Source organism: Escherichia sp. WS1368, assembly GCF_046487485.1.
GTDB classification, from domain to species: Bacteria; Pseudomonadota; Gammaproteobacteria; order Enterobacterales; family Enterobacteriaceae; genus Escherichia; species Escherichia coli.
Map to the genome: position 1 here is coordinate 48,708 of NZ_JBJQJI010000012.1, position 14,616 is coordinate 63,323.

The window sequence follows — 14,616 nt, forward strand, 5'->3', positions numbered from 1 at the left end:
GGAGACTATATGAGTAAAAAAATCAGCGTAGTTGGTGTTGATCCCTCTATGAGCAACTTTGGGCTTGCTGTGGGCACTTTAGACCTTGAAACGGACGAACTTGAGATTCACGGCCTTACTCTTGTTGAGACTAAAGCGGGGAGTAACAAAAAGACCGTTCGTGTGAACAGTGACGATCTGCGCCGTGCCAGTGAAATATGGCGTGTTGCGAAGCCAATCATTGATAAGGCGAATATGGTTTTTTGTGAACTACCGGTTGGGAGCCAAAACTCTCGTTCGCAGACGTCTTACGGTATTTGTATCGGTGTACTTGCGTGTGTGGATAAGCCATTGATCCAGGTCACTCCAAACGAAATCAAGCATTTTGTTGGCAATAAACTTACTACATCGAAAGAAGAGATTATCCAGTGGGCTACGAAAAAACACCCTAAAGCACCGTGGCTGCGTCGTAAGCAATCTGGACAGGATGTTCTCGTGAACAAAAACGAACATTTGGCTGATGCGGTGGCTGCCATCCATACCGGTATGCAAACAGATCAGTTTCGCCAGGTGCGCGATGTTCTCAAGTCTCTCATTTGATCTCATTGATAGGTAAGTGCTTATCTATTAACATGGGCCACTAAATATAGTGGCCCTCTTTATTTGGTGATACATGATAAGCATCGTAAAACGTAACGGCCAAACAGAGCCGTTATCCGAAGAAAAATACAACCGCGTCGTAATGTATGGCGTAGAAGGCATTCGTGGTGTAAGCGCATCCGCTGTAGCAATGGGAGCTGCGGCCAGCATTTTTGATGGGATTACCACCAGCCAGTTGCATGAGGCTTTGGTTAAATCTGCCGCTGATTTGATCTCACCAGATGCACCAAATTACTCGCAGGTGGCTGCCCGCCTGAACATTTTTAAAATCCGCAAAGATGCCTTCGGTCGTTACGACTATCCGAACTTCTACCAACACATTATCAAGAACGTTAGCAAGGGCGTTTATGACAAGGATTTGCTGACACATTATTCATTTGAAGAGATCGAAGAACTCGGCAATTACATTAAGCCTAAACGTGACGATCTTTTTGGCTATGCGGCTACGGTGCAATTGCAAAGCAAATACCTCGTTCAAAACCGTGTTACTGGTGAGATTCATGAGGGGCCGCAACATATCTATATGCTGGTGGGCATGTGTCTGTTCCAGAATTGGGAAGACGACTGCGCTGGCAAAACACGTATGGAGATGGTCAAAGGTTTCTATGACGTTACAAGTACGTTCAAACTGTCTCTGCCCACACCAATCATGGCCGGCGTCCGTACTCCAACCCGTCAGTTCTCCAGTTGTGTGCTGATTGAGTCTGGCGATAGTCTGAAAGGGATTAGTGCAGCTTCAGCCGCAATTATCGACTACGTTTCACGTCGTGCTGGAATTGGTATTGGTTTTGGCCGTATCCGTGCGCTGGGCAGCGAGATCCGCAATGGTGAAGCCACCCATACCGGAGTTATTCCATTCCTGAAGCATTTCCAGACTGCTGTTAAATCTTGCTCGCAAGGTGGTGTCCGTGGTGGCGCAGCAACAGCGTTTTACCCGATTTGGCATCTTGAAGTTGAAAGTCTGCTGGTGGTGAAAAATAACCGTGGTATCGATGAAAACCGCGTTCGCCATCTTGATTACGGTGTCATGAGTAACCGTCTGATGTACCGTCGACTCGTCAGAAGCGAGAACATCACTCTGTTCAGCCCGCATGATGTGCCTGATATGTACGAAGCCTTCTTCACAGACCAGGATCTGTTTGAAAAGCTGTACCATAAATACGAAGCCGATGATTCAATTCGCAAGAAGTCAGTACCTGCCATTGAGCTGTTCTCATCTCTGATGCAGGAACGAGCGTCCACGGGCCGAATTTATATTGCGAACGTCGATCATATTAATGAGCATGGCGCTTTCATTCCTGCTCTTGCACCTGTCCGCCAGTCAAACCTGTGTATGGAGATCACCCTACCCACCCGTCCACTGGCATTTACCGACGACCCGAACGGTGAGATCGCGCTATGCACTTTATCCGCTTTTAACCTCGGAGCCATCCGTTCACTGGAGTCTCTTAAAGAGGTGGCGTTCTATGCCGTTGCTGCACTGGATTCGTTACTGGATTATCAAGACTATCCGATGGAGGCAGCCGAAGTGCCTGCCAAAGCTCGTCGTAGCTTGGGAATTGGTGTAACCAACTTTGCTTATTACCTGGCAAAAAATGGCGTTCGTTATTCTGATACCGCTGGCAATAAACTGGTGCATGAAACGTTCGAAGCTATCCAGTATTACCTTCTTGATGCCAGCTGCCGACTTGCTGAAGCAAAAGGTGAGTGTGACTGGTTTGAGCAGACCAAGTACGCAATTGGTCAGTTGCCGATCGACCATTACCGTTCTTCATTAGACGAAAGTGGCGAAACCAACTTTGAGTTAAAGATGCCGTGGGAAGAACTGCGTGAACGTATTGCAAAATACGGCCTTCGCAACTCCACACTGACGGCACAAATGCCATGCGAGACTTCCAGCCAGATCACTAATTCCACCAACGGCATCGAACCGCCTCGTGGCCCGGTGTCAGTGAAATCTTCTAAGGACGGCATCGTCAAGATGGTCGTGCCTGAGTTTGAAAAACTGAAGGAACAGTATGAATACCTGTGGGATATGCCGGACAACCGCGGCTATCTGACAAAGGTGGCGATCATCCAGAAGTTCTTTGACCAGGCTATTTCAGCCAATACCAACTATGACCCTTCTCGCTTTGAAGGCGATAAAGTCCCAATGATGACGCTACTGTCAGATGTGCTTCTCGCCTACAAGATGGGAGTTAAAACGCTTTACTACCACAACACCAGAGATGGGGCAGGAAAGCGTGATGACGACGAACCGCAGAATCCACTGACGCAAGCTGTAGCCGTCGAGCCAGAAGATGAGTGCGACGGAGCCTGCAAAATCTGACATATGGTGGGGTGTATCCCCACCTTCTCTTTGATTTGTAAGCCTTGTTTAAACAAATAAGATAACAACTTGTTTAAACACATAAAAAAGAAAAAGGAAAAACACATGTCATATTCAACGTTCCGTTTGGGTGCTAATGATGCAACCAAAGAGTCTATGTTCCTCGGACAATCTGTCAACGTGGCACGTTACGATCAGCAAAAATACCGTGATTTTGAAAAGTTGATTGAACGTCAATTGTCTTTCTTCTGGCGGCCGGAAGAAGTTGATATTTCGAGCGATCGTATCGACTTCAACACGAAGCTGCGGGACCACGAACGTCACATTTTTCTGAGCAATCTCCGTTATCAAACGTTACTCGATTCAGTTCAGGGACGTAGCCCAAATGCAACGCTGCTGCCGCTTATCTCTATTCCTGAACTGGAAACGTGGGTTGAAACGTGGTCTTTCTCTGAGACTATCCATAGCCGCAGCTACACCCACATTATTCGTGGCATGGTGGACGATCCGAGCATTGTTTTTGACGGTATTGTTACGGATGAAGAAATCATCAACCGAGCGATCAGTATCTCTGCTGAATATGACAGGCTTTATGGGATGACCTGCGAGCGCCAGTCGTTAGGTGAGAAGGAATTTGAGCGTCTGTACGTAAATGAATATGGCTGGGAGCCATACCCTTTGCATCGTCAGCTTTTCCGCACGTTGGTGTCCATTAATGCGCTTGAGGCGATCCGTTTCTACGTAAGTTTTGCATGTACGTTTGCCTTTGGTGAACGGAAGTTGCTTGAGGGTAACACCAAAATTATGCGCTTTATTGCCCGTGATGAAGCTCTGCATTGCGAAGGAACTGAACGCATGATCCGCTTCATGCGTACCGGTCGCGAAGGTTTATTGTGGAAAGAGATTGCTGCTGATGAAGAAAACGTCATTTACGACACCATGAAATCAGTCGCCGAACAAGAAATGAACTGGGCAGACTATCTCTTCAAAGACGGTTCGATGATTGGTTTAAACGCGGATATTCTCAAAACCTATGTAAAATACCGCACCAATCTGGCTATGAATCGTCTTGGCCTGAAGGCTTTATTTCCAGAAGTTACCACTGACCCGCTGGTCTGGATGAACAAGTGGTTGTTAACCGACACACTGCAAATTGCACCACAAGAGGCAGAGCAAAGCACATATCTGGTAGGTCAGATCGATTCTACCGTGGATAAGGCTTCTCTAAGCCAGTTTGCAGACCTGTAAACCGATACAAAGCATTATGTGGCCTGGCAACGCTGGGCCACAATGGATCACAAGAATTAAGAAGGAACAAAACTAGCATGAACTTTACCAAACTGACTGACCACCTGAAACTTGCCACCGATCGACTCATTGGATTTAAGCCAGAACCATATGAATTGCATGAAGGCCATGGTGTAGCCACTGAAAGTATTTACAAGATGGTCGATCAGTTTCATGAACTCTTCCAGCATCCGAGACGCGTTATGCCGACACCAGAGCTGCTTCGTCTCCGTGCAAGCCTGATTCATGAAGAAGCTGTAGTGGAAGGTATTCCAGCCGCAATGAATGGGGATATTGAGCAACTGCTGGATGCAATGGCCGACTTTTTATACGTTGGTGTTGGTACGATGGTCGCCATCAAAGGTGGTATTTCTACCGGCATGACTTATTACACGCAGGAACAGAGCATTGATCGCTTTATGCAGACAATTTTTGTGCCTGGTAACACTGTTTTCGATGATATGGCAATGCCATTTCAGGAAGCTCGTGAGGCGTCATGTATGCTCGAAGAGCTGGCAGATAAACTTGAGAAGAAGACTGTTAAGGATTCTGAGCTGATTCAGGAACTGCGCCGTGTAATGAACAAAATCTATGTGGCGTGCATGATGACTTATCGACTGGCTGATTTTCTCGGTATCAATGTCGTCGAGCTGGTTGGCGAAATTCATCGGTCCAACATGACAAAATTATGGCCTGCAGATGCCGAAGAGCGTCGCCATGCTGTGGCCAACTGCAAATACGACTCTTCTGACCTGGGATTTCGCCATGCTGATGGCACCGATAAGATGATCGGTTTTCGAATTTCCGATGGAAAGATTCTGAAGTCTCCAACCTATAGTGATGTCGATTTATCCTCCTTTGTTGAGCAAGCTAAAGCCTCAGCAATGTACGGAATGATCAAAAAATAATTGTAGGTAGTTATCTATCTGTGTATATTTCGCTGGCGCGTTAAATTTCTGAAACAACTATTCGTTTTTGGTGGCCTATGGCCACCATTTTTTTATCTATCTGGCCTTGTTCCCTCAATAAATGTAAACTCACTTAATGAATAAGTGGTTACTTATCTTTGTGAGGTTTTTGTGTCACTCCTTTTGAATCGTGAGCATACGAACGGTCAGGTAACAAACGCATCGTATGCAAAAGTTATTGAGACGGTGCTTAAAAGCGGCGTGCAGGCTGATGATCGCACAGGCACTGGTACTTTAAGCACCTGCTACGTTCCCTCTTACTACATGCTTACTGGTGGGACTGTGCCGCTTATTTCTGGAAAGGCGGTAAATCTTAAGCCACTGCTTGTCGAACTTGAGTGGTATCTGAAAGGCACGGGCAACATCCAATTTCTCAAGGATAACGGCGTTAAGATTTGGGATGCATGGGCCGATGAGAATGGCGATTTGGGGCCGGTTTACGGTAAGCAGTGGCGTCGATGGGAAGATACCCGCATCGTGAGCCATAGTGAATATCTGAGCAAGATCGCTACTTTCCGTGAACGCGGGTACAAAGTCGAGGGATACCTGGGTATCAGTGAAGATCGCGTAGTGCTGTCCCGTGAAATCGATCAGCTACAGCGTATTGTCGATACACTGCGCACGAACCCTACCGATCGTCGCATCATGCTTAACGCATGGAACGTAGGCGAGCTTGAGGATATGAAACTGCCACCTTGCCACTTTGTCTTCTCTTTGTGGAGTCGTGAACTGGATTTTGAAACCCGTTTAACGATGGCAACTGACATTGGTCTTCAACACAGTCGCCTCGGTTATGAGTCTATCTACACCAAGATGCTATACGATCTGGAGATGGACGGCAGTGTTACTGAAACTGAACTGGATGAACTTGGAATCCCCAAACGCATCCTCAACTCCTGCCTCGTACAGCGTAGCGTAGACACTTTTGTTGGTATGCCATTCAATATTGCTGGCTATGGCATTCTCACTCATTTTCTCGCGAAGATTACGGGTCACATGGCCGGTGCATTTGTGCATTTTGGCTTTGACGTGCATTTGTACAACAACCACATGGAAGGTGTGTGTGAGCTAATGCAACGACAGGCTCCAGAGCATTCAGATCCGGTCGTTATATTCCCTAATGAATGGTCTGAGCTGGATGATTTCAAATGGGACGAGATTCTTATTCTTGGCTATGCCCCTCTACCGTGGATCAAGGTTCCAGTGGCGGTGTGATATGGCAAGAGGTATGTATGTCTTATGCGAAATTGAAGGTGTGCTGGCAAATACCAGCCATCGTAAATCTGTATCTGACTCGGATGCAGGCCAATTCATTGCCGGTGATGAACTCATTTTCCCCACCAGCCGTATGTTGCGTGGTTTTGCTCGCTCAGGGGCTGAAGTGGTGCTTATCAGTAGCCGCTCTGAAACTCTTGAAGCGCCAACTAAACGATGGCTGAAAGATTTTGGCGTTGATTATGACTGGCTTCATCTCGTACCGAATGGCACCAGTTATGAGAAGCATATTAAGCGCACATTAGCGGAGCATAAAGGCGATCTGCTTATCGCTGCGCTGGTGCACGATCCTCGACTCCGTGCCGCTTTAGCCGACTCTCACCATCGACCGGTCATCTATGAGGTGAGCAAATGAAGATGATCGCTGCTGTTGGCCGTAACTATGAGATCGGCATAGCGAATGAACTCCCCTGGCGTTGTTCTACCGATCTGAAGCTATTTAAGAGACTCACCAAAAACGCCACTGTCGTTATGGGGCGTAAAACGATGGAAAGTCTCAAACGCCCTCTTCCAGAGCGTCATAACCTCGTTTTGACGCGCTCTCATGGCTTTGTACCAAATGGATTCTACCCTGCTGGTGTGGATGATGTGTTGCGATTACCAGAGCCTGTGTGGGTGATTGGCGGGGAACAAATTTACTCGCTATTCATGCCGCATGTTGAAGAGATTTGGCTCTCCCACATCGGCATTGATGTACCAAACGCCGATGCATTCTTCCCGGCAAGCATGATGCGTAACTTAGGCTTTGTGCCTGTTGAAACAGCTTATACCCAACGAGCCAGCGAGGAAGAGCCTGGCTTTTCGCAGATCGTATACAGAAGGTCGTAATGGATTACCGGATTGGGATCACTGGTGCTCAGGGCAGTGGGAAAACAACCCTGGCTAAATATATCGACAAACATTACGGAATCCCTTACGTGGATGCTGGTGTCGGAAGTTTGATGAGCCGCCTCGGTGTTCGAGTAGGTGATTCTATGCCTCTATATGAGCGGCTTCAGATTCAAATGGAAATAGCAAAGCATATAGAGCTACTTACGCGTGGTGTTGAAGGCTTTGTTATCGATCGCACACCTGCTGATGTTATGGCCTACACGTTGGATTTGGTCGGCCATACAAATGAAGATCGGTGTATTGAGTTAGCCCTCGATATCGAAAAGTTTTGCCACAAAACTGCTATTTCAAACTTTAACGCCATTGCTGGCTTACGCCCGGGAGTCGCTCTCTCAGAGCGAGATTACTTGCGATCACAACGAGCATCATTAGACCGTCTGTATGTCGCTCGTATTGATGCGTTGATGTGCGGGGAACTGACAAAAATTCACCTGCATCCGCAAAGGGGAGATCTGCAAACCTTCGTCGTTTCCAACCGATATCGCACGGTTGAAGCAAGAGCCAGATCAGTGATGAGAATGCTAGATAACGCTGTAGAAAAGATAGAAAACCGGTTCTGTGGCCGAGTGACCGTTCATTAGAAATTGTTCGCCTCTTCGACATTGCGACAATAAAACTCTCAAAATGGGTTAAGGATAAAAAATGTTTAGTGAAATGTTGCTTGAAGATGAACTGGATCGGAAAACAACAGAGGCTTTGATTCGTGTAGCGGACGAACATTCCCGGTCGCTTATGAGCGATCGAGAGGCTCGTCTGGCTATTCGTGCCATATTCGAAACTGCGCAGGGGCTTGTTGGTACACAAGTGGGTGAAGCCATTAACATCGCCATGTCTCAGTTCAGTGAAGGCAGTAAAAAGCCTCTGTTTCCTATGCATTTGATGCTGGCTGGTGGCACAGTGCTTTATATCTCTGTTTGTCTGGATAGCAACCAAATCAATATTCTCAACACTGTGTCAGGTAAGTGGAAAGATCCGATTGTCTGTGAAACCAGTGAAGAAACTTTGAAAAAAGCGGCTCAATTTGTACGTAGCGCACTACTTAAGGGCGCTAAGAAGTTGTAAGGAGTTCTGATGACAACGATTGTTGCAGGCATCGATATCGAGTCTACGGGACTGGATTTCCTTGCTGGTCATAAAATTATTGAAATCGCAATTACCCGCTATGAACTGGAGACACAGAGACATATTGATAGTCTGGAGATGCGTTTTAACCCTCGCAGAAACATAGATCCGAAAGCTCAAGCCGTTCATGGCATTTCATTGGAACAGCTCGCAGCTGAACCTTTGTTGTCAAATCATGCCAGCGAAATTGGCGCTTATATGGGGGCATGTAGTGTGTGGGTTGCTCATAACGGCGAAGCATTTGATATACCATTTATTCGACACGAGTTTTCAGGGTATGGAGTAAGACTGCCAGAAGTTCCTGTTATAGATACTATGTTATCGGGATTGTGGGCCACAGAAGACGGTAAACGTCCCCGCCTTGAAGAGTTGGCCTTCTCTCTTGGCTTTATATACGATCATGCCAAAGCACATAGTGCCTTATATGACACAAACTTAATGATGCAATGCTTCTTTAAGGCACGTAATAAGTACGGATTTTTTAAATTACCCTCTGAAATTGTGTAAAACAAAAGCCTACTTTAAAAAGTTTAAAGTAGGCTTTTTTTTAAAGAACAGTCGCCTTTCAATCATTTTCTGCCTGTATTTAATACTTTTCCGCCTGATAGGTTTAGTCAAAATGCAGCCATCGAAACGCAAATGTAACCAAACAGAAGGAGACTTACATGAGTTCGGTTGAAAATGTAATGACAAATGATGATCTGGACGAGCTGACAGCCATGTTGCAATCACTTGATGAACCAGTAAAAAAAGCTGCACAGGTTGAAAATACTGATGATATTGACGATCTGCTGCTCGGCCTAGATGCTGGCGTAGCCATGAGTTCTGATGATGTTGCCGAAGAACTTTTCAATGAAGAAAAAGCAGGTGATTTCAGCTCTGCTTTAAATGAGTTGGAGTTAGCGCATGAGCCTATAAACGTAATTAACGCTGAAAGTGTTGAAGCTGCCGAAAACGAGCCAGAACAATTGGGATTTATTGAGGTTGAAGAGTGTGTTGAGGTTAATGATGAATTAAAAGTTCAACAGTCAAATGATAGCAATACAAATAAAAAAGCTCGTACTGCAAGAGGTCCTCGTTTTACTTTAAGTGATAAAGATGATTCGTTTTTCAATAAAGCGGGCTTAGAAAAAGATATTTTCTTAGACGCTTACGATAACGCGCCTGTCAAAGCAAAGGATAAGATATTAAACCTTCTTAATTGGTTTAGCGGAGGTCCAGATATTAGTGTTTACACGGTAATTTCCATGAGACACCTTCTCACAGAAAAGAAGGCTACAAGTAATAGTATTAAGATTGCTTTAATGAGCAATCCAGAAAAACCGTATCCGCTTAACACTGCGTCAACTCAGGCTGGGCAAATGATGGCTGTATTTCCAGCGACAGGAATTGCCGTTAGAGACGGTGGAAATCTAACATTGAACGAAGAATCACCGATCGTTAAGAAGTTTGTCGCGGAGTACACTATTGGATGACGTTCCCCTACTTAAAATAAAGCCCATAGAGAGCTTTATAGTACTGGGTAAGCCAATCACATACCCAGCACCACAAAAACGCGCCAGAGAGCTTCTCGTTTGCATTTCTGGCGCGTTTTATTTGATTGCCAGACATAAAATCAAATGCAAAAATAGGTATTTACTTACCTATCGAGAAAGAAGATGATTGCAGCCGAAAAAATCAAACAGCGAAAGCGTGACAACTCTCTTCGTGACCTCTGGAGAACACCTGACTGGCTGTTTTCTGCCATTCAACGTTATCTTGGAGTGACATTTGATGTTGACGTTGCCTGCAACAAGGACAATGCAAAGCTGCCTAATTTCATAGGCGTTGAGCGTGATGCTTTGAAATCTGAATGGGGACAGCCAGGTACAATTGCCTTCCTCAATCCACCCTACTCCAAAATCTACCCCTGGATTGATGCGGCTATACGTGAGCAGGCTCGCGGAGTTACAACAGTGATGCTAATTCCTCAATCCCTAGATACAAAGTGGTATGAGCGTGCAACAGAGTGTGCGAATGAGACGATTATTCTGTCTGGTGGCCGCGTAGCGTTTGTCGAGCCTGACGTAAATCTGGGTCAGGTAGAAGTAAACATCAACCCAGGTGGCAGTATGCTCGTTGTTTTTCGAGGATTCTGTCAGGACGCTGGGCACTCTATAAGCAAGATCCCTTTGGACGTCATGAAAAGTCTGGGAGGGTATGATCCTGCGAATGTGATCAGGAAAAAAAGACCATCAAAGAAGGCTGCTTAGTTTGTTCTGGCGTCTGTAATTAGCCTGCTTCTGTATATATAAATAACTACATATTAATTATTAATATACGGAAGCAGGCTGTTTTGTATCAGAGACTCCAGACCTGAACATCACAACAGAATCCACTAGAACCCCTTCCCAGACGCTTTAAAATCGATTTTATGAACCACTTTAAGGAAACCAACATGTCATACCCGACTAATGTCGTTGCGCTCGTAGAGAGCGATTTTCTGGCCCAGGCTCGTGAAATGATGAAAGATCGTGAGCAGGCTTTCAACTTGTACGAATGGGCAATTAAGTGCTTGCATCTTGGCGAGCATCGCGAACTTGTTGAACAGCTTTTAGGTGAGTTGATCAATGAGGTGTTTGCCTTGAATGTTCAACTACATGGTAGAGAAAATAATCAATCACAATGATAGATAAGTACAAACTATTCATAAAGTGAATTGTAAGTGCTAAGATCTGATAGTTTCCAGTCGTAGACTGGAGACTCGACCTGATGGGTGGGGGTAAGCGTCACTGGCGTCAGGTTTAAAAAAGCTCACTACCAGCGTAGAACTGGTGCCGTTTAGGTGTCGGGGAAGGGGGAACCAAAGTGAGCAGAGACAAGGGTCACTTTATGATTGTCGAGTCTGGGGTGTTTCGAGAGGTTGAATCCAGTACTCCCCTTCATAAAGTGTGGGAAGATCTCGGTTCTGGGGTGCTGTCATCCATAACTTCCCAAGTCTAAGCTGGCAGTAGACTTAGACCATAACTTTTCAGGTTATGAAACGACCAGGTTGGTGAGAGATTTTTATACTCACCTCCCTGGGAGAGTATTACCTGAAAAGACAACCTCTCACTTCGTTCGAGGTGAACTTCACTCACTTCGTTCGTTCAGTTCAGGTTTATAAAAACCTGTTCTGGGAAGTAATTTGTTTATTTTAATAATTATTAACACGCACGCGTGTGCGCACGCGCGAGGAAAAATCGGCGCGGCGCTTGATTCAGGAGTTTATATGACGACGAAGACACCAGCCCGATCGCAAGCAAAAACTCGCAAAAAAGCCAAAAACAAAAATTCCCCCCGCACCAATCCCACAACGCCTGTCGTAGAGTTCAATCCCCAGCTTAAAACCGTGAAAATCTTTAGTGATGGCTCTTGCCTTAAAAATCCGGGTGGCCCGGGCGGTTACGGTATCGTTCTCCAGTATCGTGGTGAGGAACGCGAGTTCTCAGATGGTTTTCATAGCACCACCAATAACCGCATGGAGATGATGGGGGCACTTATCGGGCTGGAGCGTTTGAAATATCCATGCAACGTTATTTTGCACTCTGATAGCCAGTATCTGAAAAACGGCATGACACAGTGGATGAAATGGTGGAAACGCAATGGATGGATGACTTCTGACAAAAAACCGGTAAAGAATGTTGATCTGTGGAAGCGTCTGGATGAGGCCGCAAGTCGACATAATGTTCGCTGGAAGTGGGTTAAAGGTCACGCCGGGCATCGTGAAAATGAAATATGTGATCGACTCGCGAAGATCGCAGCTTTTTCAGCAGCAGATATGCCTCACAAGAAAGATATTGGTTTTGTTTATAATAAATAGTAAGTAAGTGTTTACCTATCATTTTAAATCATGTATCTTATCGGCGTCAGGATGACAATGTGTCGGTAAGACACAGTTCCAGGATGGAACGAGAAAGGCGGCTGGCAATCGCCAGCCGCAACTCTTTCTGACACTGGATGGAGTCCACATGGCACGTCAAACCTATTTCACTTCTGTAACTAAACGTCCTCGTTCTTTACGTCAAATTTTGGCCGAATTATTTAGCGGTCGTGTTATGTCACGCCTTGATGAACTAGAGACTACCGTTCGGTTGCTGAATGAACGTTTAGATAATCAAGCGTCAGTTGTTGCGAACGTGGGGGCGATTGTTGCCTCTGGTTCTTCACGCGAAGCGAAAAATGCACGGCCTTTAGTGAAGGAGAAAAACAACAAGGACAGTTCGAATGGAAAATTTTCAAAGAAAGAGGCTGAAACCAATGGCCTACGTTCTCATTATAGTTTCACTGGCGACGGTAGCCGTTCCAGCCGGTCAGAGCCTTTTGATGCCGGATTCATCCATCACCACACCTTCGTCGACGACAATTACCACCACTCCAGTGGAGCGTCCTGTCACTCTGGATGGGATGGCGGTGGATGCGATACCTCAAGTTCATCCAGTTACTCAGGATCATGCTGTGACTAAGGCGGTTGTATGAACTGGTTTTCAAATCACTTTGGAAAAATTTGGCTGGCAATTCTTGCCCTTATGGCCGCCGGTTGGGTATCGAACATTATAAAACTTGTTTGCTCTGGCGATCTCCAGTTTCAGGCTGGCATGACCTTGGCTCGTGTAGTTGGGATTTTTGTTTTTCCAGTTGGTTCGGTACTTGGTTATTTCTGACGGCTGTTAGTGCATATGCATTGACCATCTCTGCGTAAGCAATTTATGTAATTAGAAAACAACTTGTTTTGACAAATAATAAAAGGAAAGCACATGTTAGGTTTCTTCAAAAAGAAAACTCGTAAAGCTGTTATCGAAGTCAAAAAAATGGAGAACCGTGATGCGGTTGAGGCCACCGTGTGGGGCGCGTACATGATCTCCTATGCCGACGGCACATGTGACGCAAAAGAAATTGCCATTCTTGAGAAGACAATTGCAGCTCTGCCTGCGTTTTCTCCGTTTGCTGGTGAAATTGCCCAAATGAGCGCCAATATCCGTGCTCGTTACGAAGCGTCCCCTCGTTCTGCTAATGCACAGGCTATTCGTGAGCTGTCTGATATTGCGGGTACTCCAGAGGCGGTCGATGTTCTGTGTCTGTGCCTTGATATTGCCGATCAGGACGGCATTGGTGAACAAGAAGAGCAGGCACTGAAAAAGATCGCCCAGGCGCTTCAGTTGTCACTGGATGCTTATCTCTAATGCTTGAGAGATTCCGGCTTGTGATCGTCATTGCTCTTCTGGTGATGGCGGTGTTGGTGGATTTTACGGGAAAGATGATGTCTGTCATTTCTGATGGCGTCCTCATTGGTTTGGCGATCTACTTCGCTTATCCGTTAGTTCGTAAAGCAAAGTGTTAATGACAAGGGCCAAATGGCCCTTGTGTTTCGTTGACCGAAATAGAGAGTTTGCACCTTTACGTTTAGCTTGCTCCCCTTTTATGCCACATCACAATAAAGACAATAAGAAAACAACTTGTTTAAGCATTAGGAAAAACACATGTGCAAGAAATGCAAAGCGATAGCTGATGAACAAAACGCCTTATTCGAAGAAATGGATGCTAATGAACTGGTCAAAATGTTAGCCATTCTTCGAGGAATAGAAGACGTTTCCATATTTGAGAGACTGTTTACAATACTTAATTTTAATTCCACCTTTGAAGAGCCAACTCAGATTGTAGCTTTGGCACACCATTTCGGTGTTCATTACCTTGCTGAAAAAGAGAGAGCTGATAAGTTGCAAGCGACTTTGGATATGGTGAGCGAGACTCAAGAAACTGATGACGGTAACAAAAGTGAGACGATTATTGCCAGCAAAGATCGTGAAATTGCCGGGCTTAAATCCTCTCTAACGATGTTGATGTCTGCAATCAACCTTATGTCTTCTAAAGCAGGTTCTAAAATGCCATCACTAAACAGCGACGGTCCGATGGCCGTTCGCCAGCTTTTAGGTGCAATGGCCGACCAGCTCGACGACACAAAGAGTCGCCTTGAAGACATGATGCGGGAGCTCACGCATCGCCATGACTTGAATAAGCAGCCGCACAAAACGCAATACGCACTCTAATACAGCACCAGTCGACAGGGGGCGACAGCCCCCATTTTTA

General features: G+C 45.8%; 19 protein-coding genes. All 19 read left to right on the plus strand.

From position 1 onward, the window contains the following. The first annotated feature begins 9 nt into the window (after positions 1 to 9). The 19 genes from ACJHYD_RS18325 (at position 10) to ACJHYD_RS18415 (ending at position 14,576) form a co-directional block, all read left to right on the plus strand. Positions 10 to 579, plus strand: coding sequence for a hypothetical protein (locus ACJHYD_RS18325; protein ID WP_000037962.1), 570 nt, complete (start codon positions 10 to 12; stop codon positions 577 to 579). Between the two features lie 73 nt (positions 580 to 652). Beyond that, positions 653 to 2,968: a class 1a ribonucleoside-diphosphate reductase subunit alpha gene (nrdA, locus tag ACJHYD_RS18330; protein ID WP_032328877.1), complete on the plus strand. Its 2,316-nt coding sequence runs from the start codon at positions 653 to 655 to the stop codon at positions 2,966 to 2,968. Positions 2,969 to 3,073: 105 nt separating this feature from the next. Then, the gene (gene nrdB / locus ACJHYD_RS18335; RefSeq protein ID WP_032328876.1) at positions 3,074 to 4,216 is read left to right on the plus strand and encodes a class Ia ribonucleoside-diphosphate reductase subunit beta; all 1,143 of its coding nucleotides are present in this window, start codon (positions 3,074 to 3,076) and stop codon (positions 4,214 to 4,216) included. Positions 4,217 to 4,293: 77 nt separating this feature from the next. Further along, entirely contained in the window at positions 4,294 to 5,163 is an 870-nt protein-coding gene (locus tag ACJHYD_RS18340; protein WP_001011859.1) for a hypothetical protein, read from the plus strand. Positions 5,164 to 5,334: 171 nt separating this feature from the next. Next, entirely contained in the window at positions 5,335 to 6,438 is a 1,104-nt protein-coding gene (locus tag ACJHYD_RS18345) for a thymidylate synthase (RefSeq protein WP_023908289.1), read from the plus strand. Between the two features lies 1 nt (position 6,439). Then, positions 6,440 to 6,853 carry a hypothetical protein gene (locus tag ACJHYD_RS18350; protein ID WP_022644975.1) on the plus strand — a complete coding sequence of 138 codons (414 nt, stop codon included), beginning with the start codon at positions 6,440 to 6,442 and terminating at the stop codon, positions 6,851 to 6,853. After that, positions 6,850 to 7,326 carry a trimethoprim-resistant dihydrofolate reductase DfrA51 gene (dfrA51, locus tag ACJHYD_RS18355; protein ID WP_022644974.1) on the plus strand — a complete coding sequence of 159 codons (477 nt, stop codon included), beginning with the start codon at positions 6,850 to 6,852 and terminating at the stop codon, positions 7,324 to 7,326. The genes ACJHYD_RS18350 and dfrA51 overlap by 4 nt, the downstream gene beginning before the upstream one ends. Then, positions 7,326 to 7,970, plus strand: a complete 645-nt coding sequence (locus ACJHYD_RS18360; RefSeq protein WP_000386469.1) for an AAA family ATPase — start codon at positions 7,326 to 7,328, stop codon at positions 7,968 to 7,970. Before dfrA51 ends, ACJHYD_RS18360 begins: the two co-directional genes overlap by 1 nt. Positions 7,971 to 8,031: 61 nt before the next feature. Next, positions 8,032 to 8,451, plus strand: coding sequence for a hypothetical protein (locus ACJHYD_RS18365; RefSeq protein ID WP_001718079.1), 420 nt, complete (start codon positions 8,032 to 8,034; stop codon positions 8,449 to 8,451). A 9-nt stretch (positions 8,452 to 8,460) separates the two neighbouring features. Next, positions 8,461 to 9,018: a 3'-5' exonuclease gene (locus ACJHYD_RS18370; RefSeq protein WP_016607532.1), complete on the plus strand. Its 558-nt coding sequence runs from the start codon at positions 8,461 to 8,463 to the stop codon at positions 9,016 to 9,018. A gap of 158 nt (positions 9,019 to 9,176) precedes the next feature. Then, positions 9,177 to 9,986 (plus strand): hypothetical protein, encoded by an 810-nt coding sequence (locus ACJHYD_RS18375; RefSeq protein ID WP_000099880.1) that lies wholly within the window; start codon positions 9,177 to 9,179, stop codon positions 9,984 to 9,986. 183 nt (positions 9,987 to 10,169) lie between these two features. Further along, entirely contained in the window at positions 10,170 to 10,763 is a 594-nt protein-coding gene (locus tag ACJHYD_RS18380) for a phage N-6-adenine-methyltransferase (RefSeq protein WP_000559570.1), read from the plus strand. A 185-nt stretch (positions 10,764 to 10,948) separates the two neighbouring features. Continuing rightward, on the plus strand, positions 10,949 to 11,179 hold the full coding sequence (locus tag ACJHYD_RS18385) for a hypothetical protein (RefSeq protein WP_000121543.1): 231 nt from the start codon (positions 10,949 to 10,951) through the stop codon (positions 11,177 to 11,179). A 582-nt stretch (positions 11,180 to 11,761) separates the two neighbouring features. Then, complete coding sequence (rnhA, locus tag ACJHYD_RS18390; protein ID WP_001404443.1) at positions 11,762 to 12,352, plus strand: ribonuclease HI; 591 nt, start codon at positions 11,762 to 11,764, stop codon at positions 12,350 to 12,352. 148 nt (positions 12,353 to 12,500) lie between these two features. Next, positions 12,501 to 12,995, plus strand: a complete 495-nt coding sequence (locus ACJHYD_RS18395; protein ID WP_021512350.1) for a hypothetical protein — start codon at positions 12,501 to 12,503, stop codon at positions 12,993 to 12,995. Between the two features lie 9 nt (positions 12,996 to 13,004). Then, positions 13,005 to 13,193, plus strand: coding sequence for a hypothetical protein (locus tag ACJHYD_RS18400; RefSeq protein ID WP_001103988.1), 189 nt, complete (start codon positions 13,005 to 13,007; stop codon positions 13,191 to 13,193). Positions 13,194 to 13,286: 93 nt separating this feature from the next. Beyond that, positions 13,287 to 13,712, plus strand: a complete 426-nt coding sequence (locus tag ACJHYD_RS18405) for a tellurite/colicin resistance protein (protein ID WP_000900261.1) — start codon at positions 13,287 to 13,289, stop codon at positions 13,710 to 13,712. Next, entirely contained in the window at positions 13,712 to 13,870 is a 159-nt protein-coding gene (locus ACJHYD_RS18410; RefSeq protein ID WP_000893470.1) for a DUF3927 family protein, read from the plus strand. The genes ACJHYD_RS18405 and ACJHYD_RS18410 overlap by 1 nt, the downstream gene beginning before the upstream one ends. A 139-nt stretch (positions 13,871 to 14,009) precedes the next feature. After that, positions 14,010 to 14,576 (plus strand): hypothetical protein, encoded by a 567-nt coding sequence (locus tag ACJHYD_RS18415; RefSeq protein ID WP_032328875.1) that lies wholly within the window; start codon positions 14,010 to 14,012, stop codon positions 14,574 to 14,576. Positions 14,577 to 14,616: the final 40 nt, after the last annotated feature.